Origin of the sequence: Luteolibacter sp. Y139, assembly GCF_038066715.1 — a bacterium.
Classification (GTDB): Bacteria; Verrucomicrobiota; Verrucomicrobiia; order Verrucomicrobiales; family Akkermansiaceae; genus Haloferula; species Haloferula soli.
The window spans coordinates 251,709-273,889 of sequence record NZ_JBBUKT010000004.1 but is presented as its reverse complement, the minus strand read 5'-3'; the positions used below and the strand labels follow the sequence as shown (position 1 = coordinate 273,889).

At 62.9% G+C, this 22,181-nt stretch carries 17 protein-coding genes; 9 read left to right on the top strand and 8 right to left on the bottom strand.

The window, feature by feature from the left end; translation table 11 throughout:
- The first annotated feature begins 1 nt into the window (after position 1).
- Entirely contained in the window at positions 2-490 is a 489-nt protein-coding gene (locus WKV53_RS12330; protein ID WP_341404900.1) for a hypothetical protein, read from the top strand.
- A gap of 1,340 nt (positions 491-1,830) precedes the next feature.
- Here WKV53_RS12330 and WKV53_RS12325 read toward each other — a convergent pair.
- A complete protein-coding gene (locus WKV53_RS12325; protein WP_341404899.1) occupies positions 1,831-3,036 on the bottom strand; it encodes a hypothetical protein in 1,206 nt (401 codons plus the stop codon).
- 93 nt (positions 3,037-3,129) lie between these two features.
- Here WKV53_RS12325 and WKV53_RS12320 point away from each other — a divergent pair, with 93 nt between their 5' ends.
- Both WKV53_RS12320 and WKV53_RS12315 read left to right on the top strand, forming a co-directional pair.
- Positions 3,130-5,838 (top strand): ATP-dependent DNA ligase, encoded by a 2,709-nt coding sequence (locus tag WKV53_RS12320; RefSeq protein WP_341404898.1) that lies wholly within the window; start codon positions 3,130-3,132, stop codon positions 5,836-5,838.
- A gap of 569 nt (positions 5,839-6,407) precedes the next feature.
- The gene (locus WKV53_RS12315) at positions 6,408-7,115 is read left to right on the top strand and encodes a hypothetical protein (RefSeq protein ID WP_341404897.1); all 708 of its coding nucleotides are present in this window, start codon (positions 6,408-6,410) and stop codon (positions 7,113-7,115) included.
- 146 nt (positions 7,116-7,261) lie between these two features.
- Here the strand turns inward: WKV53_RS12315 and WKV53_RS12310 are convergent, their stop codons facing one another.
- Positions 7,262-9,001 carry a putative Ig domain-containing protein gene (locus WKV53_RS12310; protein WP_341404896.1) on the bottom strand — a complete coding sequence of 580 codons (1,740 nt, stop codon included), beginning with the start codon at positions 8,999-9,001 and terminating at the stop codon, positions 7,262-7,264.
- Between the two features lie 216 nt (positions 9,002-9,217).
- Between WKV53_RS12310 and WKV53_RS12305 the strand changes: the two genes are divergently transcribed.
- The 3 genes from WKV53_RS12305 to WKV53_RS12295 all read left to right on the top strand — a co-directional run bounded on the left by WKV53_RS12305 (position 9,218) and on the right by WKV53_RS12295 (position 12,859).
- Complete coding sequence (locus tag WKV53_RS12305; RefSeq protein WP_341404895.1) at positions 9,218-10,597, top strand: class II fumarate hydratase; 1,380 nt, start codon at positions 9,218-9,220, stop codon at positions 10,595-10,597.
- A gap of 64 nt (positions 10,598-10,661) precedes the next feature.
- Positions 10,662-11,666, top strand: a complete 1,005-nt coding sequence (locus WKV53_RS12300; protein ID WP_341404894.1) for a hypothetical protein — start codon at positions 10,662-10,664, stop codon at positions 11,664-11,666.
- Positions 11,666-12,859, top strand: a complete 1,194-nt coding sequence (locus WKV53_RS12295; protein ID WP_341404893.1) for an OmpP1/FadL family transporter — start codon at positions 11,666-11,668, stop codon at positions 12,857-12,859. The genes WKV53_RS12300 and WKV53_RS12295 overlap by 1 nt, the downstream gene beginning before the upstream one ends.
- Positions 12,860-12,975: 116 nt before the next feature.
- Here WKV53_RS12295 and WKV53_RS12290 read toward each other — a convergent pair whose 3' ends face one another.
- From WKV53_RS12290 to WKV53_RS12270, 5 genes are all read right to left on the bottom strand, one after another.
- A complete protein-coding gene (locus WKV53_RS12290; RefSeq protein WP_341404892.1) occupies positions 12,976-13,368 on the bottom strand; it encodes a helix-turn-helix domain-containing protein in 393 nt (130 codons plus the stop codon).
- A 75-nt stretch (positions 13,369-13,443) separates the two neighbouring features.
- Positions 13,444-14,487 carry a response regulator gene (locus WKV53_RS12285; RefSeq protein ID WP_341404891.1) on the bottom strand — a complete coding sequence of 348 codons (1,044 nt, stop codon included), beginning with the start codon at positions 14,485-14,487 and terminating at the stop codon, positions 13,444-13,446.
- The gene (locus WKV53_RS12280; protein WP_341404890.1) at positions 14,484-17,198 is read right to left on the bottom strand and encodes an ATP-binding protein; all 2,715 of its coding nucleotides are present in this window, start codon (positions 17,196-17,198) and stop codon (positions 14,484-14,486) included. Before WKV53_RS12280 ends, WKV53_RS12285 begins: the two co-directional genes overlap by 4 nt.
- Positions 17,191-18,609: a class I SAM-dependent methyltransferase gene (locus WKV53_RS12275; RefSeq protein ID WP_341404889.1), complete on the bottom strand. Its 1,419-nt coding sequence runs from the start codon at positions 18,607-18,609 to the stop codon at positions 17,191-17,193. The genes WKV53_RS12280 and WKV53_RS12275 overlap by 8 nt, the downstream gene beginning before the upstream one ends.
- A gap of 85 nt (positions 18,610-18,694) precedes the next feature.
- Positions 18,695-19,159, bottom strand: a complete 465-nt coding sequence (locus WKV53_RS12270) for an NUDIX domain-containing protein (protein WP_341404888.1) — start codon at positions 19,157-19,159, stop codon at positions 18,695-18,697.
- Positions 19,160-19,264: 105 nt separating this feature from the next.
- Between WKV53_RS12270 and WKV53_RS12265 the strand changes: the two genes are divergently transcribed.
- Complete coding sequence (locus WKV53_RS12265) at positions 19,265-19,837, top strand: hypothetical protein (protein WP_341404887.1); 573 nt, start codon at positions 19,265-19,267, stop codon at positions 19,835-19,837.
- A 236-nt stretch (positions 19,838-20,073) separates the two neighbouring features.
- Positions 20,074-20,487, top strand: coding sequence for a hypothetical protein (locus tag WKV53_RS12260; RefSeq protein WP_341404886.1), 414 nt, complete (start codon positions 20,074-20,076; stop codon positions 20,485-20,487).
- 60 nt (positions 20,488-20,547) lie between these two features.
- Here WKV53_RS12260 and WKV53_RS12255 read toward each other — a convergent pair whose 3' ends face one another.
- Complete coding sequence (locus WKV53_RS12255) at positions 20,548-21,288, bottom strand: SDR family NAD(P)-dependent oxidoreductase (RefSeq protein ID WP_341404885.1); 741 nt, start codon at positions 21,286-21,288, stop codon at positions 20,548-20,550.
- 90 nt (positions 21,289-21,378) lie between these two features.
- Here WKV53_RS12255 and WKV53_RS12250 point away from each other — a divergent pair, with 90 nt between their 5' ends.
- Positions 21,379-21,984 carry a TetR/AcrR family transcriptional regulator gene (locus WKV53_RS12250; RefSeq protein ID WP_341404884.1) on the top strand — a complete coding sequence of 202 codons (606 nt, stop codon included), beginning with the start codon at positions 21,379-21,381 and terminating at the stop codon, positions 21,982-21,984.
- Positions 21,985-22,181 lie beyond the last annotated feature (197 nt).

The following is a 22,181-nucleotide window of genomic DNA, read 5'->3' as shown; positions in this document are numbered from 1 at the left end:
GATGAAGCTTCTAACACTCCTCCTCATCGCCATGGCGACGCGGTTGGCCGCCGACAATCTGGTTCTAGAGCCCCCGCTTTCAGCCACGTTCAAATATCAGAGCGGAGCCACCGTCACCCTGACTCAGGATGTCTCCTCGCTAGCCGAAGTGACGGTTTCGGCCGAGAAGATCGCAGCGAAAATTCCGCATGAAGAGTTGAAGGACATCGTCAATCCCGAACTCAACAAGGTCGATTTCACCGCATACACCGACGACGAGACGGGAAAGCCGCGAATGGATGTGACTCTCAGATACAACGCCCGCCCTTACGAGTGGGGCGACGGTGTCAGCAAAGTGACCTTCAGATTCATCGCGGGCGAGTATCACTCCCGCGCCACCACCATTCCCATCGGCAAGAATCTGAACAAGGACTTCGAAAAGAAGAAGGGCGAGGCCGAACAAGAATTTGGAGAGTCCGGCTCCGTGAAAGGAGTCTTGGAAAGCAAGTGACCCTGCAAGCGGACCTACTTCACCGCAAATCCTAGCCCACCAAAGTGGCCTTCTCCCCGTCCCAACGGGACGACTCATAAAAGCCTGGCACGAAGTACCAGGTGAAACGCCAAAACCATCGCATCCTGAATGGACGCCTCATGCGTCTGGCGGCGGTATCTCTCAGATTTGGGAGTTGGAGGCGCGTGGGTCGGACCTTCCCGGTAGATCTTGAAGCAAGCTCCCCCTCCGCTATTCGTCACTCATGGAACTCCGCTGTCCGCACTGTGGGGAAAGAATCATTGCCCGGGGATTCGGCAAATGCCCTGGCTGCCTCCGCGAGCTTCCTGAAGAGTTGAAATTGAGCTCGAAGGAAATTGAATTCGAGAGACTGGACCAAGAGCAGAGGCTGAGGGAGAAGCTGTTGGGAACATATGGTAGCGAAGGTGGAGATCAGACACCAATCTCTTGCCCACCAACTCCCCGACAGCCTCCCCGCCACCGTTGAAACCCAGACTCCGATGACTACCGCTACTCTCATCTTGGCGTGCAGTGGACCGGGAGCAGGGCAAGCGATCTCCCGAAGCATCGCCATCGGATACTTTTTCGCCGCTGGCACTGGGCTTGCCACGGCCTGCTATCTAGGACTCCGATCTTGGACCGGCAGGAATTGGCCCGCCTACGCATGTGCGCTGCTCCTCGTATTTCATCCGGCTTGGACCATAAGCGCGAGAAAAGGCGACTGCGGTGCCATCAAGGTGATGGCATCCTTGGCCGTGTTTTCGATCGCCTTCGGATTGTTGGTCCCTCAGGTGATGCCTAGTCAGCGGAACAAGAAACGAGCTCCGCAAGCCGCGCCATCCGACAGCGACGAGCCATTAATTTGAATCCCCACCGGGATTTTGCCTGTCCCTTTATAAAAGAAAAATGAGCTCTACCCAACAAGCGATCATCGGGACGTGGCACGCGGAACTCGCCTCGGACACTTCCAAGACCAGCATTTTTCGAATCTTGGAGGATTTCCGATTTGTATCCTTCGCCGAGGACGAGAGACCAGAAGCGAGACGTCGGTGGATTCCTATGCGGCTATGGGGCTCGTTCGACGAAGATGGCGCGTATAGATTACGCCCAAAGAAAGACGCTACAGGTTGGACTCGTCAGATTTCGTTCGATGGCGACGTCATGGTCATTGAAGCCGCAGAACCAGAGCACAGGGCTTGGCGGTGCAGGAAGTTAGATGAGTCTGAGATTCCGGAGTGGTTTGAGTCGGAGGCGGCATTCGCACTCGACCGGCCCTGGAAGTGAAGTGCGCGGACTTTCCGATCTCCGGCTTCAGCCAAATTGAAACAAAACATGCGTTTTCACCGATCCCCCGCCCAAATCTCCCGGATCGTATCCTCCTGACCATACCCTTCCGGTGTGGCGTCGCTTTTACGATTCACGTAGTACCACCACTTCTTATCCGGCGCACCCGCGAGGCAACGCCCACCCGGCATTTCGAGGTAGCCTTCGGCATCGGTCGTGCTGACCCATTTCCACGCATACTGTAGCCACGCATTCCGCGCCTCTTCCGTCTGTTGGGAAAACCAGGTGATCTCGTCCCAGCCCCACACCCAATTGACGCCTTGGCCCGCCTTGCCGGGTTGCTTGCTGCTGCCGTAGTTGTCGAGTTCCACCAGATACGGCAGGTGCTCGCACTTCCAGCCGCTCGGCGTGATGCCGCCCTTGCTGCGGCCATAGATGGAGTCGACGAACCCGACCCGAAGCTGCCCTTCACGCGGACGCTCGGGAACTTCCTCGATCCGCAGCGGGAACGAATGGAAGTCGTAGAGCAGCTTCCCATTCTTCACCAGGCCACCGCTTGGCACATGCGCATCGCAAAGCACGAAGTGCCGCCGCGCATGCGTCTTGGCATGGGCCCGCGCGTGCTCCAGCACCGAGCTCCAGTGAACCAGCTCCTTGTCATTGCGGTTCATCAACTCCGCCTGGCCGAAGTGGATCGCCTCGCAGCCGATATCGATGTAGGACGCCGCGAGGTAGTGAAACCACAGCCGCGTCTCCGGCCGGCTGACATCGGGAATGCAGGTGTCCTTCCCCCACTGATTCCGGCCACCGCCATTTTCATAGGCGATGTCATCGTATCGGAAGTTCCGCGCCTCCACCGGCAGCCCGAGTTCCTCGAACACCCACGCTGGCACCGCCAACTTGTTGATGTCGCTCGAGACGATCTCGAAAATGCACGCCTGCAGGATGATCTCCGGATCGGCCGCATGGATCTTCGCTGCATCCGCCTTCGCCCGCTCCAGTTTCTTCGGCATCGACGATTCCCCGCCCTGCTCGCGCCCCCAATTGTGCACCGCCCGGCCGGCGAATTTCACGCCGGTCGATTTCATCATCCGGATGTTGTCCTCCAGATTGCCCTGCCCCGTCAGCAGGTACATCTGCGTCATCGCGCGCGAAAGGTAGCTGCGCAACACCGGCTCCGGCATCGACCCATCGAAGGTGTAGTCACGGGCCTTCACACTGCCGGTTAGAAGGATGCAGAGGAAAAGACGGAGCAAGCGCATGGCCGGGCAATACGCATCTTCTCCGCCCGGAGTTTCGGTCGCGGACCTTGTTTGTTGCTGACCGGAATTCCCTAACGCAGTCTCGCCCCGTCGATGATCGAAGTCCGGTTCCAACGCGGCCTCCACCTGCCCGAGCTCGACCTGTGGCTCGACCCGTGGGACCCGAAGCCGTGGGCCTTCGTCTCGCACGCCCACGCCGACCACTTCGCCCGGCATGAAACGGCGCTGTGCTCGGACGTCACCGGCGCACTGGTCCGCTCGCGCTACGGCGTCGCGGAAAGCCGCATCGATGCCGTCGCCTTCCACGCCCCGATCGTGAAGGACGGCTTCCGCCTGCGCCTGCTGCCCGCCGGCCACATCGCCGGCTCCGCGATGCTCCACGTGACCCGCGTTTCCGATGGCGCCACGCTGCTCTACACCGGCGACTTCAAGGTCCGCAAAGGCCGCACCGCCGAGCCCGTCGTCTTCCAACAGGCCGACCTGCTCATCCTCGAAACCACCTTCGGTCTCCCGCAATTCATCTTCCCGCCGCAGATGGACGTGGAAGGTGCCGTCCTCCGCTTCGTCCACGACACCCTGGCCGACGGCGAGGTGCCCGTCCTCCTCGGCTATTCGCTCGGCAAAGCCCAGGAAGCGCTCGCCCTGCTCCACGCCCACGACATTCCCGCGGTGCTCCACCCGAACGTCGCGGAAATGACCGCCGCCTGCCGCGCCGCCGGCGTCTCCTGCCTGCCGGAACCCATTCTGCTAGAGGGACCCGTCCCGCCCGGCCACGCCGTCATCGCCCCGCCGAGTGCCGTCCGCTCGAAGCTCCTGCGCTCGGTCGGAAATCGCCGCGTGGCCATGCTCACCGGCTGGGCCCTCGTCTCCGGTGCCACCTTCCGCTACCGCGTCGATGAAGCGATCGCCCTCTCCGACCACGCTGACTACCCCGGCCTGATGGAGTGCCTCCAGCGCGTCCGGCCGAAGAAGGTCCTCACCGTCCACGGCTACACCCGCGAATTCGCCGCCGACCTCCGCCTCCGAGGACACGACGCTTGGTCGATCAATGGCAATGACCAGCTCGACCTGCCACTGGCCGCGCCGCCGATGCGGAATGCCGCCTCCTCCGGCATCCAGACCACCGCCAGCGCCCGCCACGTCCGCCCGATCTGCGCGCTGGCCGATTTCACCAGCGTCTGCCGCCTCGTCGGCGAAACCAGCAGCCGGCTCGAAAAGATCCGCCACCTCGCCACCTACCTGCGCGGCCTAGACAACGAGGACGATCTCGCCCTCGCCGCCAATTGGCTCACCGGCCGCGCCCTGCCCCGCGATGCCGACCGCCGCGCCGTCAATACCGGCGGCGCCACCCTCCGCCGCGCCCTGCTCAAGCTCCCCGGCGCCCGCGAGGAACGCTACCGCGAGATCTCCCTCTCCCAAAACGACGCCGCCCGCACCACCCGCCTGCTGCTTCAGGAACTCAGCCTGAAACCCGAGCGGCTCGATCTCGCCGGCCTCGCCGCCTTCTTCCAGGAGCTCGCCTCCGCCACCGGCTCGCTCGCGCGCATCGACCTCCTCACCGAGCGCCTCCGCACCCTCCACCCCGCCGAAGGCGAGACGCTGGTGAAGCTGCTCACCGGCGACCTCCGCATCGGCCTGAAGGAAGGCCTCGTCGAAGACGCCGTCGCCGAAGCCTTCGCCGCCGAAGCTCCTGCCGTCCGGAATGCCCACATGCTCACCGGCGATCTCGGCGAAACCGCCCGCCTCGCCAAGCGCAAGGCCCTCGCCGGTGCCACCCTCCGCCCCTTCGTCCCGGTCAAGGTGATGCTCGCCTCGCCGATGCCCGACGCCGCCGCTCTCGTAGCGGCATCCCCAGACTCCAAGCCCCTCTGGCTCGAGCCCAAGTACGACGGCATCCGCGCCCAGCTCCACAAGCAGGGCGACCGCGCCGCCCTCTACTCTCGCGACCTCCGTCCGCTCGACCGCGAATTCCCCGAGCTCCTCACCGCCGCCCTCACGATCCCCGGTGACTTCATCCTCGATGGCGAAATCATCGCCCACGCTGAAGGCCGCCGCCTCACCTTCCACGACCTCCAGACCCGCCTCGGCAAAATCACCACCGCCCAGACCGATCTCTTTTCCGCGACCGACACCTCGATCCCGCCGGTCCGCTTCATCGCCTTCGACCTCCTCCACCACGACGGCACCGAACTCCTCGCCAGCCCGCTGGAACAGCGCCGCGCGCTCCTCGAAGCCATCTCCGGTCTCCCATCCACCATCGCCCCCATCTCGGTCCACCGCGTGGAAGCAGACGCCGAAGCCGTCCAAGCCGCCTTCAAGCAAGCCCGCACCGATGGCCTCGAAGGCCTGATCGCCAAGGACCCCGCCAGCTCCTACTCGCCCGGCCGACGCGGCAAAGCCTGGCTGAAGCTGAAAACCTCCAGCACCCTCGACTGCGTGGTCGTCGCCGCCGAACAAGGCCACGGCAAGCGCGCCGAGGTCCTCTCCGACTACACCTTCGCCGTCCGCGATGAAACCAGCGGCCAGCTCAAGATCATCGGCAAGGCTTACTCCGGCCTCACCGATGCCGAGATCGAGGAACTCACCGACCACTTCCAGCGCCACACGATTTCCACCGAGCGCCGCAAGCACCTCGTGGAGCCGAACATCGTGCTGGAGATCGCCTTCGACTCCATCCAGCCCTCCAAGCGCCACGACTCCGGCCTCGCGATGCGCTTCCCGCGCATCCACGCCATCCGCCGCGACAAGACCGCCGCGGACATCGATACCCTCCAGTACGCCCGGACCTTGGCCGAGGCCTGAGCTATTCCCGTAATTCAGTATGTGTAGGACTGGAATTACGGGAGTGAATCCGAGGACCGGCTCCGTGACCGCTACGCGGTCGGCTTGGAACCCACGATTACCAGCCAGCCCGAACTCCGCTACTCCGGTATGTATAGGAGAGCGGAGTTAGCGGAGTCCTGCATGCAGCAGGTCGTGAATGGCATGGAAGTGCGCCTGTTTCGTCTTTCTCCCGTCCCGGATGGACCCATGGAAATCAGTCCCGGAGGGATCGATGGAAATTAGCCGGTGGCGTGAGCCACCGGGCACCTATCCGAAAGATCGATCAGCCCCGGCAGGGGCGATGGATACCTGCATTGCCAAGGTTGCTGTGAATCCGGCCGCTCCTGCCGGGGCTCAATTCATGATAGGCTGTTTTCCGGTGGCTCACGCCACCGGCTAATTTCCATCACCCCTCCGGGGCCCAGGCAATTCAACGAAATCGAGATCCAGCGCCATTCACATCGTCTACCACCCCCACGCGATTACGTAAGACGCGGCTGCTTGATATTCAGCGGAATTCGGAGATTCTAGGGTCCTCATTTCCCCCGATGAAACTCACCCTGCTCGCCACAGCAGCGCTCGCGCTTGCCCCATTGTCCGCCTCTGCCGCCGCCGCGCCCACCTCTCCGGTCGGCACGTGGGAAGTCGCCCTGTCCGGTGCCGACCAAGGCACCGCCTACGTCACCTTCGAGGATGACCACGACTTCACCGCCTACGGCCTGAGCCGCGAATCGCTCGGCCTCTTCACCCTTTCCGGCACGTGGACCATCGACGGAGCAGGCCAGCTCACCGGCAGCTACACCGAGACCATCAATGGCGGCGCGGTCACCGGCACCCTCACGGCAAAACTCGCCGCGAAATCGATCACAGGCAGCATCGCGGCCACGAACGGCAACTTCACCTTCAAGGCCAAGCCGGAAACCGTGACCCAGAACCTCGCCGGCTCGTGGAGCGGCATCTCTGCCGTCGGCAAGAACCGGCTCCCGGAAATCTACCAGATCACGCCGAGCGCCCTGGCCCACGTCTATCAGATCGAGGGCAGCGGCATCTCACCGCTCGGCGGCCAGTATTCCATCCTCGGCACCGTGCTCGCCGGAGCCAATGGCAAGGTCGAGCTCGTCGCCTTCAGCCTGGACGCCTGGGGCGCCCCGGGATTCTCCACCCTCACCGGCAACGTCAGCGTGACCCGCAAGCAGAACGTCCTGAAGGGCAATCATTCCAGCGGCACACCGATCAAGATCACTCTGCGCCGTTGAGATCCCCTTGAACGGGAAGGGAACTCTCTCCGAGCGGTCCGGCCTATGGCGGACCGCTTTTTCTTTTCCAAAGCCGGTTCCGAACCTCGGAAACCGGGCCTGCGATTACAGACACTTCCCGGAGGAAGATACCTGCCATCTCCTGATCAAGGCGCGATGGTTAGCACCAGCGTTTCACTGTCGGATCCACCGGCATTCGTCGCTCCAATGGTGACATTGAAAGTGCCCGCCACCGTCGGGGTGCCACTGATGATCCCCGTCGAAGTGGCAATATTCAGCCCGCTCGGCAGCCCCGTGGCACTGTAGCTCGTGGGGCTATTGGTCGCCGCGATGCTGTAGCTGAAGGTGGTAGCCACTTTACCGGTGGCGGTCAGCGAACTGTTGATGCTCGGAGGCGCAGGAGTGACCGTGAGCACGAGCGTCTTGGTGCCGGCACCTGCAGCATTCGTGGCGGTAAGGAGCACGTTGAAGGTTCCCGAGGCGGTAGGAGTGCCAGAGATCAGGCCGGTGGTGGTGTTGACCGTCACCCCGGCAGGAAGATTGGTGGCATTGTAACCCGTCGGGCTGTTCGTCGAGGTGATTTGGTAGCTGAACGCGGCGGTCGTGGAACCACTTGCGGTCGCGGCGCTGTTGATCGAAGGCAGGCCGATCTTGATGACGAGCGTCGCGGTGTCGGTTCCGGTCGCATCGGTCGCGCTGATCGTCACCGAATAGGAGCCGATCGTCGCCACCGAACCAGTGATGAGGCCGGTCGTGGTGTCGATCGTCAGGCCCGAAGGAAGACCGGTCGCATTGTAGCTGTCCGGATCCTTGCTGGCGAGAATCTGGTAGGAGAAAGCAGCATTTGGCTCTGCGGTCGCGATCAGCGAGCTGGTGATCTCGGGGGCACCTTCGGTGTCACCGTAGCGGATGCCGAACTCGGCCTCGGAGAGGAAGCCGCTGTCGTTCTTGTCCAGCTTGTCGAACTTCTTCTGGATCACCGCGTTCTGGGTGCCGCGATTCAAGGTCAACGCGAACTCATAGATGTCGAGGTAGCCATCTCCGTCACCGATATCGCTGAACACATCGGCCAAGGTGAAGATCTGGGCCTTCGAGGGGCGCTTCACGGTCTTGCCGCCGAAGTGGGCGATGTATTCGTCCACCGTCAGGTCGCCGCTGTCGTCATCGTCGCTGGAGCGGAAGCGGTGCAGCATGACGACCTCGGGAATATTGGTCGAAGCGTGGCCGGAGAGGTACTCGTTGAAATCCACGATGCCGTCGAAATCACCGTCAACCGCTTCGAAGGCGCGGGTCCAGACGGCTTCGCGCTGGCTGCCATCACCCTTGGTGGTCACAGCGACTTCGGCCGACTTGGAGGAATCACCCGAGGTGTTTGAGGAGGCGACGGAGTAGCGGTAGGTCGTGGCCACTTCCACATCAGAGTCGATGAAGGTATTCGTGGTGGAGGTGTCGAGTTCCGTCCCGTTGCGGAAGATGACGTATTCGGTGGCCCCGCTGACGGTGTTCCAGTTCAACACCACCCCGTTCGTTCCTGCGACCGCGCGCAGGCCCGTGGGCGTGCCCGGCGTATTCGGGGTGGTGACGGTGGCATCGGCGGATTGTGCCGAGGTTCCCGAGCTGTTCGAAGCGGAGACGTTGTAGGTGTAGGTCTGTCCCGGAGTCAGGCCGCTATCGCTGAAAGTCGTGGCGCTCTGGTCGCTGCCCACCTGGTTATTATTGCGGAAGATCCGGTAGGTGATACCAGCGCCACCGGTCGAAGCGGTCCAGGTGACCGTCACCGCGGTCCCGCTGGAGGCCGTGGCCGTGACACTGCCGGGAACGGTCGGTGCTTGCGAGAACGCGGGAATCGCCGTGAGCGCCAGCAGGAACAAGATGAGGAAACGCATATGCTTTGGAAAAACTCGGGACCGGGGAACTTGGGCTCCGCGGCACGGAACCTAGGAGCGGGAAACCCAGGCCCGCAAGCGCCGAGTCCACCGTCCCCCGCGTAAAACCGCCGGTCGCGGGATTTGTGTCTGACTTTCTCGCGGATGACAGGAACTGCCCGCGGGACGGCCATTTCGTGACATGGTCTTTCGGGCGAAAGGTGCTTGGTTAGAGGGATGAAGAACTCCCCCACCCGCACCGAGCGCGATTCCATGGGCGAAATGCAAGTCCCCGCCGCGGCGCTCTACGGTGCCTCGACCGCGCGGGCCGTGGAGAATTTCCCCGTCTCCGGCACCCCGCTGCCAACGGAACTGATTCACGCTTATGGCCGCATCAAGCGCGCCGCGGCCGAGACCAATGCCGAACTCGGCCTGCTGGAGCCCGCCATGGCGGAGAAAATCGCCGCAGCAGCGACCGAAATCGAAGCGGGCACGCACGACGCCCATTTCCCGATCGATATCTATCAGACCGGCTCCGGCACCTCCACGAACATGAACGTGAACGAGGTCATCGCCACCCTCTGCAAGCCGCTGGCCGTGCACCCGAACGACCACGTGAATCTCGGCCAGTCCTCGAACGATACCTTCCCGACCGCGATCCACCTCGCCTCGGCCCTGGCGCTCCGGGACACGCTGATCCCCGCGCTGGTCGATCTGGAAAACGCGCTGAAACGAAAAGCCGCTGAATTCTCCGCGGTGCTCAAGATCGGCCGGACCCACCTGATGGATGCCACGCCGGTGCGGCTCGGACAGGAATTCGGCGGCTGGGCCCGGCAAGCTGGCCTCTCCGCCTCGCGCGCCCACAAGTCACTCCACGCCCTGCTGGAGCTACCGCTGGGCGGGACCGCAGTCGGCACCGGCATCAATGCGCATCCGTCGTTCGCAGAGAAAACCATCGCCCGGCTGGCGGAGGACACCGGCATCCCCTTCAGCGAAGCGGCGGATCATTTCGAGGCCCAGTCCGCGAAGGACGCCTGCGTGGAAGTCCACGGCCAGCTCGCGACGATCGCTGTCTCACTTCACAAGATCGCCTGCGACCTGCGCCTGCTCGGCTCCGGTCCGCGCTGCGGCATCGGCGAGCTCCGGCTGCCAGCCACCCAGCCCGGCTCCTCGATCATGCCGGGCAAGGTGAACCCGGTGATCCCGGAGTCCGTGACCATGGTCGCGGCGCGGGTGGCGGGAAACCAAACGACCGTGACCTGGTGCGGAGCCGGCGGATTCCTGGAGCTAAATGTATCCATGCCGCTGCTCGGTGCCTGCCTGCTGGAGTCGATCCGCCTGCTGGCCAACGCGGCGAACACCCTCCGGGCCAAATGCGTCGACGGCATCGACGCCAACGAAGCGCGCTGCCGCGAGCTGATCGAGCTGTCACTCTCCATGGTCACCTCGCTGGTCCCCAAGATCGGCTACGACCGCGCCACGAAGATCGCCAAGGAATCCGTCGCCACCGGCCGGACCGTCCGCGAACTCTGCGAAGCCTCGCTCGCCGAGCTCGGACTGACTGCCGCCGAATTGGAGGACCTCCTTGATCCCCAACGAATGAGCGGTGGCGGTTGATCTGTAAAACTTGCAGGCATTTTTTGGTCGCCCCGGCCGGACAAAATTAGTAAGCAAAGCCAAAATGTCTGCCACTCCCCGGCCAGCCGATTCGTCCGATCCGATCCGACCGTGGTTCGAGGCCTTGGAATCCATGGGCGAATTCGTCGGTATCCGCTTCGGACACATCAAGCCGGGGTCGAGTGAAGTGGAGTGGCATTTCCTCTCGCACATCGAGGTCGATGGCATCGGTGGCTTTGCGAAGCTCCTGCGTGATCGGGGAGCGGATCTCCGCGACCTGCCGCGCATCACCCACCCCGCCCCTCTTTCCTGGGGAGCCTTCGTCCGCTCGATCCCGAAATTGCTGGGACCCCGCCGCAGGCTGAAATGGAAGGAGCTCCCTAGCGGCCCGCCACTGCCGCCCAAAATGCCCACCCCCGCGGTGGCATGGCATGTCTTCAACGAGGAACAGACGGCCAAGATCCGGCGCAGCGCCCGCAGCAGCCAGGTCACGGTGAATTCACTACTGCTCAAGTACCTCGACCGCACCGTGCGGCCCTACCTGGCGGATCCCTCGAAGGCGATCCCGTGGATGGTCCCGGTGAACATGCGCGGCAAGGCTGACCAACCGCAGGACACCGCGAACCACTCCAGCTACGTCGGCATCCGCGTGTTCGCCTCGGAGGGCGCCCGCGATGTCCAGCGCCACATCTACGAGTCACTGGCCAAGGGGCAGCACTGCGCGAACTGGAAGGCCTTCGATGCCACCCGCTTCACCTCGCCCGGCATGAAGCGCCACCTGATCCGCACCGACCGCGCCACCTCGCAGTGGAACCTCGGCAGCTTCTCCAACCTCGGCGTGTGGGACGCGGACAAGCATATCAATGCGCCCGGCTGCGAGGGCGATTGGCTGTTCGCGCCGCCGACGCTGGCCATCCAGATGATCGGGGCCGGCTGCGTCACCTTCCAGGGCAAGCTCAGCCTTACCCTCCACGTCCATCCCGACCTGACCACCGCGCCTGAAGTGCCCGCCGAATGGATGCGGCGCTGGGTGCGTGAGATTGAAACCGGCTTCCCCGAATCGTGCTAATGACTCCCAACCGCCTCCTCGCCCTCGCCGCCGCCACCGCCTGTGTCTCCCAAGTCCAAGCGGTCGGCTACCGACTGCCCAACCAGGACCCGGAAGGCATCGCACGCGGCAACGCCTTCGTCGCCACCGCCGACAATCCCTCGGCGATCTATTACAACCCGGCTGGCATCACCCAGCTCGAGGGGCAGGACATGAGCCTCGGGGTCTATCTGATTTCCACCGACGTCGGCTTCAACAATTCAAGCGGCGGCTCCGCGAGCACACAGACCGCTTTCCAAGCGGTCCCGCAGATTTACTACACCTACTCGCCGGCGGACTCGACGCTGTCCTATGGACTCGGCGTCTACGCCCCATACGGACTCGGCATCGACTACGGCCGCTACACCCCCTTCCCCACGGCAGCGCAGGACGCGGAGCTCGCCTACATGACCTTCAATCCGGTGGTCGCATGGGAAGTCACGCCATGCCTCTCGGTCGCCGCCGGTCTCACCGTGAATTACTCGCAGGTGCGGCTGGAGCGCCGCATCGGCCTGCTGCCGACGTTCGATGAGTTCCAGGTGGAAGGCGATGGCTGGGCGACCGGCTTCAATCTCGGCGTGCTGTGGCAGCCGGCGAAGGAGTGGTCCTTCGGCCTCAACTACCGCTCGCCTACCGAGATCGACTACGATGGCCGCTCGATCACCGCACCGGTCCCGCCCTTCGGTGGTGGCACTCCGACCGAAGCCTCGCTGAAGTTCCCGCAGTTCGTCACCGGCGGCATTTCCTACCGGCCGAATGATGACTGGAACTTCGAGTTCGACCTCGACTGGACCGACTGGGACTCGGTGGACGACACGACCTTCGTCGGTACCTTTGGCGGCAACCAGACCTTCCCGTTCCGCTACGAGTCGAGCTTCATGTACAGCTTCGGGGCCACCCGCCAGCTCGGCGACGGCTGGTTCGTCAGCGCCGGCTACATCTACAGCGAGAACTCCGCGCCAGACGCGACCTTCACCCCGCTCAATCCCGACTCCAACCTGCAGCTCGGCAGCATCGGCTTCGGCCACCGCGGCGAGAAGTTCGGCTGGGCCCTCGGCTACCACTTCGCCTACAACGGCGGACGCACCGTCAGCGGCAACTACAACCCGACGGTCAACGGCGAATACGAGACCTTCAACCACGCGGTCAACGCGTCGGTGCGGTTCCGGTTCTAAGGTAGCCGCAGCGCAGCTTCGGAATAAGGGGTGTCGACGTTCCGTCGACACGGTGTGGACGAAACGTCCACACGCCTCATGAGGCTGCGCCTGGAACCTCTGTTAGATCCAGCGCCTCACTCCAACCTCCGGTCCCGCTCCGCATCATGGCGGCGCTGGAACTCGGTCGGGGTGACCTCGTGCAGGATCAGAAACTCGCGGCTGAAATCCTTTGGCGTGGGGAATCCGAGGATCACCGAGACCTCTTTCACCGCCATGCCTTCCATCAGGAGCTGGCGGGCCTGGACGATGCGCTCGCGGCGCAGCCAGTCCTTCGGGCTGATGCCGAGCGAGTCGGTGAAAATGCGATGGAGCTGGCGCTCCGACACCTCGAAGCGCGCGCACAGGGGCGAGACCTTGAAGCCCGTTTCACGGGCGATCGGGCCGAGCGGTTCGGGCTCTAGCTCGCGCGGCCGCACGGCGACCACTCGGCCGGTGCGGTAGGCGATCTGAAGTTCAGGGCGCTTCATGGATTTGGGCGACGTCAATGGATCAGACAAGGGCCGGACGATTGACGGCGCGGAGACTAAACATCCGAGTTACGGTTAGAGAAGTCCCAAAGCAGACGAAATGAGAAGGTCGTCATCGAACAACCAGCGGCCGACATCGGAACCTGCCGATTTTTCCTCCGCGGCACCACCGTTACGAACGTGTAACACGAGCGCATCGCCTCGCTGGCGGCCCACAGAACCCCCGGCATCGTAGACCCCCATGAGAGCGGCCAGCACCGGCACCGCTTCCTCGCCACCCTGGCGGGAAAGACCGAGCAAGCCCGCAAGCAAGCGCGGGAAAGCATCGCTCGCCGCACTCAGCCGGAAGCCATCGCCATCCGCCGTCACCTCGAGGGCTTCACCGCCGGACAGGGATTGCGCCAGGGCATTCACGCGATCGCCTAGCGAACTGCCGGAAAACCCGCCCTTGAGCTTCTCTTCCAAGGCACCGGCCAGCTTCTTCTGCTCCTCGTAAACCTTCCGCCATGAGTCGACGCCCGCTTCCATCGTCCCGCTGCGACCACCGGCCGCGGCACCGAAGGCGCCGATGCGGACGAAGGATGCGACCGCTTCCGCCACGTGCTTCGCCGGCAGGCCCGCCGCAAGCGGCGCCAGGGCGAAGGCGGCGAGGCGCGACGAGTAGATGACATTTCCCATCGCCTGCAGCTTGGAACCCATCAGGCCATTGAGCTCGCGCTTCACCAGGAAGAACTCCATCGCGCGGCGCAGCGTGACTTCGAACTCGCTGACTTCCCATGGCTTCGTGATGTATCGATAGATACCGCCCTTGTTGACCGAAATGATCGCCGCCTCGAGATCGGAGTAGGCCGTGGAGAGGATCTTCACCACATCCGGCCATTGGTCCGCGATCTTGGAAAGGAAGCCGACACCGGTTTCATTCGGCATCCGCTGGTCGGTCACGATAATGCCGATTTCCGCGGCGTGGGCGCGGAACACGGAGAGTGCCTCGACACCATCCGACGCCTCCAGGATGCGGAAGGTCTCTCCATAGAGCCGACGGAAGTACTTCCGTGTCTTCTCTTCGTCATCAACGAAGAGGATGGCATAGCGTTGATAATCGTAGTTCAAGTCGCTCATGGTTCGGAATCGCTGGGAGTTTCGGGGTCGGAGCCGCCATCATCATCTGCATCGGGATCGGGCGGCGAAAAGAAAATCGTGAAACATGTAAACTCGCCCGGCCTTGTATCGACTTCGATATGGGCGCCGTGGCGATTGAGGATCTGGTGGGTGATACTGAGACCCAGGCCCATTCCCTTTCCTACGTCCTTGGAAGTGAAGAAGGGATCGTAGATCTTGTGAATGATTTCCCGCGGGATACCGGCACCATTATCCCACACCGTAACTTCCCAGCCACCCACCGCCGCGCGCAGGTTCACATCGATCCGCCCGGGGTCCCCGCCCTTCTCCGCGATCCGCTGCTGGATGGCGTCCACCGCATTCTGGAAGAGGTTCACGAAGACCTGCACCAGCTGGTTCGGATTGCCGGTGGCAGGCGCCTTCTCGGGGCCCTTGTAGTTGAAAGCAATCTTCTCACCGAGCTGGTGACTGACCAGACGGCGGGAGCGCTCGATGACATTCGCCATGTCGGCTTCACCGAGGATGCGATTGTCGTCGCGGGTGAATTGCCGCAGGTCCGCCACGATCTGGGCGACGCGTTCCACCCCTTCGCTGATGTCTCCCACGATCTCCGCGTAGTCCTCGTGATCGTCCGCCGGCAGCGAGCGCTTGAAGGAGTTCAGCGCGTGCAGTCCGGCACGGGCGTAGTTGAGCGGGTTGTTGATCTCGTGAATGATGCCGGCGCTCATCTGGCCGAGGCCGGAGAGCTTTTCGTTCCGCACCAGCAGCACCTCGTTCTCCTTGAGCTTCTCCATCGCCGCGGCGAGGTCGCGATTCAGATCCGCCAGCTCGCGGCGGATCGCCGCCATGGCGAGCTGGTTGCGCAGGCGCAGCACCAGTTCGCTACTGGAGAAAGGCTTTGTCAGGAAATCATTCGCTCCGGCATCCAGCGCCTGCAGCTTCGTCCGCTCGTCGGCGCGCGCCGTCAGCATGATGATCGGCATCTCGCGCGTCGCATGGTTCTCGCGGATCCCGCGGCACACTTCCACGCCGTCCATTTCCGGCATCATGTGGTCCACCAGCGCCAGCACCGGCACGTGTTGCTTGGCCAGCGCGAGCGCCTCCGCGCCATCCCGGGCTTCCAGCACATCGACATTGTCCAGCTGCATCACCAGGAAGCGGCGCATGTCCGGCTCGTCATCCGCCACCAGCACCAGCGGGCGGGTCGCTGCTGTCACCCGGCCAATTCCCCGCGCCGTGACGCTCACATCACCGGCATCCGCAGGGCGCGCTGCTGAAAGTGCAGCACGGCGATGAAGCTCCTCGATGTGCTTCCCGCTCTCGACTCCATTGATCTCGCTGTTAGGGAGCGGGACGGGTGCCTCGGAACCGACCACCGGCAGCTGCACCTCGAAGCGGGTGCCGACACCCACGGTGCTCTTTGCCTCGATGGAACCACCCATCGTCTCCACCAGGCTGCGGACCAGCGCGAGACCGATACCCGCGCCTTGGAACTTCCGCGTGGAGGACGAGTCCACCTGCCAGAAGCGCTCGAAAATGCGCGGCAGCACCTCCGTGGAAATGCCGACGCCGGTATCAGCCACGGAAAGCTTCAGCTTGTCGCCCTCGCGCACCGCATCCACATCGATCCGGCCGCCGGCCGGGGTGAACTTGATCGCGTTGATCGTGAGATTGAGCAGGACTTTTTCGATCTTGTCCCGGTCCAGCATCACGTGGCCCTGCGGTCCCATGGCTCGCCACTCCAGTGCCACGCCATTCTGGTCGGCCAAGTGACGCATCGACTGCATCAGGCCATCGAGCATCGCACCGACCTCGGTGGACTGGAGTTTCAAATCGGCATGGCCGGTATCGAAGCGGACCAGGTCGAGCAGGTCATCGATCAGCTTGAGCAGTCGCAGGCCATTGTGCTCGGTCATCGCGAGCATGTCCTTCACTTCCTTCTCCGTGGTCGGCTTGAAGCGCTCGGCAAGCCGCTCGGTCAGGCCGATCATCACGGTGAGCGGCGTGCGGAGTTCATGGCTGATATTGGCGAAGAAGCGGGTCTTGGCTTCATCGAGCTCGCTCAGCTGCTTGTTGGTCGCCTCCAGCTGTCCCCGTGCATCCTCGACCTCCTTGCGCAGGACGAACTCGCGGAAGCGGAGGCGCTCGTAGAAGTAGCTTCCCGCACTGACGAAGACCGCAGTGACGACCAGGAAGTAGGAATTGTTGAAGAGCCAGCGGAGGTCCGGGTGCTGGGTCGAAATCCTGACGCTGGCAAAGTAGCAGGTCAGGCACAGCAGGATCATCACCACCGAATCCTTGAACGAACTGCGCAGCAGCAGTGAAAGGCCCAGCAGCGCAAGATTCAGCCCGGCGTAGTACGGCGACTCCCCGCCCCCGGTCACCGCAATCATCCAGCAGATGCTGACGGTGGGCGCCATGAAGAGGCAGTACGCGATGAAGCGCCGCGACCGCTCGCTGGAGAACCTGCCGAGCAGCCAGAAGACGACGCAGAGCAGCAGCGCGACGACGACGCGGATCAGGAAGAATTTCCACGCCTGCTCCGGAAAGACCATCCAGTCGAGCGTGGTCCCCGCGAGCATGAAAAGCGCCGAAAGCAGGGCCGTACGACGCGCATTGCCCACGAACACGCCGTTCTCATAGCGCTTGAAGGCATCATTCAGCTCGGCCCCTTCGGCCGCCATGTAGGGAACTGTGGCGACGTCAGGCATCGGCCAGTTCGATTTCAAGGAAGAGATTCACCCCGGTCGCGTCTGCTTTCACTTCCACGCGCTTGGTGGGAAGCCCGGCAGGGACCAGATCCAGCATCTCCTCCCTGCTGCGGTAAATCAGGTTCCAATCCATCAGATACTCCATCCAAGCCTTGCGTGGATTGGTATCTGCCACGTTGGTGACGACGACGAGACCGCCGGGATTGGCGATCGAGCAGAAAAACTCGACCAGGCGCTTGCCGACGCGCTGGGACAGGTAGTCATACAGGCCGGCGCAATAGACCACGTCGTAGTTCTGGAGTTCCGGATCGCCACCGGGTTGCGCCGCGGCCTTCAGGATCTGGTGGACGGAGCGCGGGATGAAACGCATGCGGGTATTCCGGCCTTCCGCCATCCGCACCTTGTCGAGGCGCTCGCGGGTGTAATCCAGGGTCTCCGGGTTGAAGTCGAGCAGGTCGAACTCCATCAAGTCGGCGGAGTCGTGCTCGCGCAGGAAGCGCAGCACCTCTTCCGCCGGACCGCAGCCCAGGTTGAAGGCCCGCGCGCGGCCCTTCCCGACCCGCCGGTTCGATTCCCGGTCCAGCATGTCCACCAGGTAGTCGATGCGGTTGCGGTGGGCCACCACCGGCTCGGTATTGAGAATCGCGTAGTTGAGCATCTTCGCGAATGACGACGCGCCCTCGTAGGGATCGCGCATCATCATGTTCACCATCTCATAGTCGCCCGCGTAGCCGAGCGGCTTCGCGTAGGTCCGATAGACGAAGGGCGAGCAAAGGACGATCGGGTGCATCTCGCGGCGGATATAGGACCGGTGCGAGGGCACCTCATCCTCGGCAATCTGGCCCGCCACCTCCTCGAAGTTTTCCATCGAGGGGATCATCTGCTCCAAGACCTTCTCTTGGACACTGCTGAAGATCTCACGCTCCAGTTCGTCGCGCTTGCGCGTGGCAGTGGAGCGGATGCCCACGTCGATGCTGCCCAGCCAGTGCTGCACACCGGTGAGCGCGCTGGCCATGTCCGCCACGGCCACCTTGAAAGGATCCTGCACGTGGTTTGCAGCCCGCCACTCGGACATGAAGGCCGTGAACTGCGCGCCGAGATCGGCCTCGCCATTGACGGCGGACAGGAAGTCCACCTCCTGCCAGCCATCTTCCAGACCCGCCTCGCAGACCAGCACTAGGCCGGTATTGAGGATGTTGCTGACGACCGCCTTGCCGCGATAGATCAACCGTCTGTTAGCTAGGATGCGGAAGTCCGACAGGACCTCGGAAAGCTGGAGAATGCTATAGGGATTATAGACCTCGAAAACGACCGAGTAGCGCGTCAGACGCAACAGGTTCGCCTGCACCTCCAATCCCTGGCTATTCCGGCATTTGATGACACTCTGCGACTGGTCAGGGAGACTCTCCATCAGCTCTATTATTTCTTGGAATCCACCAGACTCAAAATCGGACAAAGGAGCAAGCCGAACCACTATCCCTGCAATAGTTGCAGGGTTATAGCCTAACGCCGAAGAAATCCAACATCACCTCCCGGTACACGTCGCGCTTGAACTCCGGCAGCCAGTCGAGATCGAACTCCTCCGGCAGGATCCATCGGTAGGCACCGAACTCGCGCGGCCGCTGGTTCACATCCACCTCCGGCGCGTCCGCCTTCACCAGGCAGTGGTAGTAGGTCTGCTCCTGGCCATGGCACCCGTGCTTGCGCATCTTCTTGAAGCGCACGTCCTCCGGATAGAGATAGCGGTAGCCGGCGCGATAGCTCAGCAGCTCATAGTGCTTCGGCAGCAGCCCGATCTCTTCCCGCACCTCACGGAAGAGCGCCTCCTCCAGCGTCTCCCCGTCATCCACGCCGCCCTGCGGAAACTGCCACGCCCCGGGAATGGTCCACCGCTCGCAGACGAGCAACTGCCCCTGCGGTTTCACCATCAACGCCGCAACATTCGGACGAAATCGGACCACGGCGCGTAACGTAGAATAATCACAACCCGGGTCTCAATCCTTAACTTTCCCGAAATAACGTCCACACTCGCCAAACGGCCAACCACCCTCCACGCTCTCACCACGATGAAAAAGACCGCCCTTCTTTACCTCCTCGCCGGCCTCTTCCTGGCCATCCCCACCCCCTCCTACGCCCAAAAAGGCGGCGGCGGCGGGGACAATACCGAAGACTCGCAGGACGGCGACGACGAGAAGTCGAATACCGAGGAGTCCGATGACCACAAGCGCTTCTGGCAAGCCAGCCTCCCCGGCGGCCACTACATGGTCGCCATCGACCGCATCGCCTCCATCAGCATGCACGAGTACCTGCTGGATGAGCAGCTGATCGTCCACGAGGTCGTCGTCGACACCAATGGCCGCGGTCTCGCCCGCTTCTACCACGTCGTCACCGTCGCCGAGAACAGCAACTCCGCCACCGCCCGCGAGCTCGTCGCGAAGGGCAAGGAACTCCTCGACAAGGCCGGCCAAAAAGCCGGCACCGATGTGAAGGACATGGTCCAGAAGAACTACCCCACCACCAGCCACGCCGGCATGGTCGAGTACCGCCTCATGGACCTCCGCGACCTCAACGCCCTCTACAAGAGCCTCAAGAACGCCTGGGAGACCGGGAAGGGGAGGAAGATCACGGTGAAGGAGTAGGCTCACTACGGGCTCTGCCTGCCAGCACCACTATTGTGAGGTCTCTCAACCCCGGCCACGGCCGGGGTTTTTCACGCTCCGACCAACACTCCCAACCCACCATTCTTCAGCTCCGTGTTGGTCCGGTTTGCCATGATCCCCAAACCGGCCTCATTCATAGCGTTCGATCCTCTCATTTGAGATTTCCAGTCCGCCACGTAACGTCTAGCTTGTTCAGCTGACTTCCCGAAAAAGCCGTGTCGCGATTCTCCCGCATCCTGAATGACGCCATCTTCCTCTGCGCAGGACTTGTGGCGTACTCCATGTTGGCCTTCGGAGCCTTCCAGCACTTCTTCTATGCTGCCGCCGTGGTCTGGATGCTGATCCTCGCAATCCTCGGCTACCAGATTCACCGGAAACGCTGGAAGACATTTGCCACCACCGCGGCCGTCATCGGCCTCGGTTCCGTCCTCTTCTTCCTGGGCTGCATCATGCTTGCGCTGACCTCCAGCACTCCGATGCCTCTCACCCGCGCTTTTTCGTCAGGCGGGGAACTCTTCCTGACCATCTACATCCCCTTCTTCTGGCTACCCTTTGCTCTCGGAGCTGTCACCGCTTGCGTCGTTCCTCCTCTCGCTAACAACCCCGGCACCGCCGGGTCGCATCAGTAGCCGGAGGCAAAAGCCGGCATTTCCGAACAGTGGAAATGCCAGCCTCTCATTCCTCATGCTTCAAGCAATCGCCCCGCCATCGACCGTGATGGTCGTGCCGGTGATCTGCTTGCCACCGGGACCGGCGAGGAAGACCACAGCGGCGGCGATGTCCTCGGGAGTTCCGTAGCGGCCGAGTGAGGTCACGCTCTTCTGCGCGGCCGCACCTTCTCCATCCGCGCGGTTCATGTCCGTATCCGTGGAACCCGGCTGCACCAGATTCGCGGTGATCCCGCGCGCGCCGAGTTCACGGGAGAGACCGGCGGTCAATGACCTGAGCGCGGACTTTGTTGCGGAGTAAACGGTCACGCCGCCGAAGAGCACTCGCTCGCCGAGAACGCTGCCGATATTGATGATGCGCCCTCCTTCCGTGAGATGTGGAATCGCGGCCTGGCTGGCCAGGATCACGCCCTTCACATTTACGTTCAGCAAGGCGTCGATATCCTCCAGCGAGATATCCTCCACATTGCCATAGCGCGCGATGCCCGCGTTGTTCACCAGGATGTCCAGACCGCCGAGCTTTGCGACCGTCTGGTCGATGGAACCACGGACCGCCTGCGGATCCGCGCTGTTCGCCGCGAAGGCCACCGCCTTGCCACCGGCGGCCTCGATTTCCTTCACCACCTCACCGGCCTTTTCGGCCGACTTCTCGTAGGTGATCGCCACGCTCGCGCCTTCCGCAGCAAGTGCCTTCGCGATTGCAGCGCCAATTCCACGGCTCGCTCCCGTGACCAATGCCCGTTTGCCTTTCAGTGTGCTCATGTTATTTTTGTATCGTTCGACACAGAAGTCATATCCGCTTGCAGCGGCCCGTCAACGGATTTATAGATCGATCAGCACAAAATTCATTCCGTGAGCGAAAAGACCACTACCCGGGGACGCCCGCGTTCCTTCGACCGCACCGCCGCACTCGATGCGGCCACCCGGGTATTCTGGCAAAAGGGCTACACTGCCGCCTCCATGAATGACCTTTGCGAGGCCATGGGAATCGGCTCCCCCAGCCTCTACGCCGCCTTCGGCAGCAAGGAACAGCTCTACGCCGAAGCCCTCCGGCACTACGGCGAACGCGGAGCCCCGCAACTCTTCGAAGCCCTCGAATCCGCGCCCACCGCGAAACTCGGCATCGAGGCCTTCCTCCGCTTCGCCGCCCGCGTCCTCGCCTGCCCGGACAACCCCGCCGGCTGCATGGTTGTCCTCTCCTCCGTCGCCAGCGAGGGCGTCACCAGTCTCGCGGAAATGGTCGTGCAGGCGCGGAAAACATCACTCAAGCTCCTCGAAGCCCGCCTCCAGCGCGGCATCAAGGAAGGCGACCTTCCCAAGGGCACCAACGTCAAGGCGCTCGCCCGCTTCTACGTCACCGTCCATCAAGGCATGTCCATCCAAGCCCGCGACGGAACCTCCACCAAGGACCTTGATGCCATAGCCACCACCGCCATGCAGGCTTGGCCGGTGGGTTGAGGCTGTTAGATAAATGCTCGAATACCGGACCGGGCTCACGCTCGTTTCCAGCGTCCCCGCACCGCTCCACCGGTCACGGATCACCCGGCAGCGTCGCGAACTTCCCTCCGCCGTCACGGAAGTGGATTGCATCCCCGCATGAATCCCTCAATCTCGCCCTCATCTTGCCGACCTATCGGCTCCACCTCTTCCCTCCT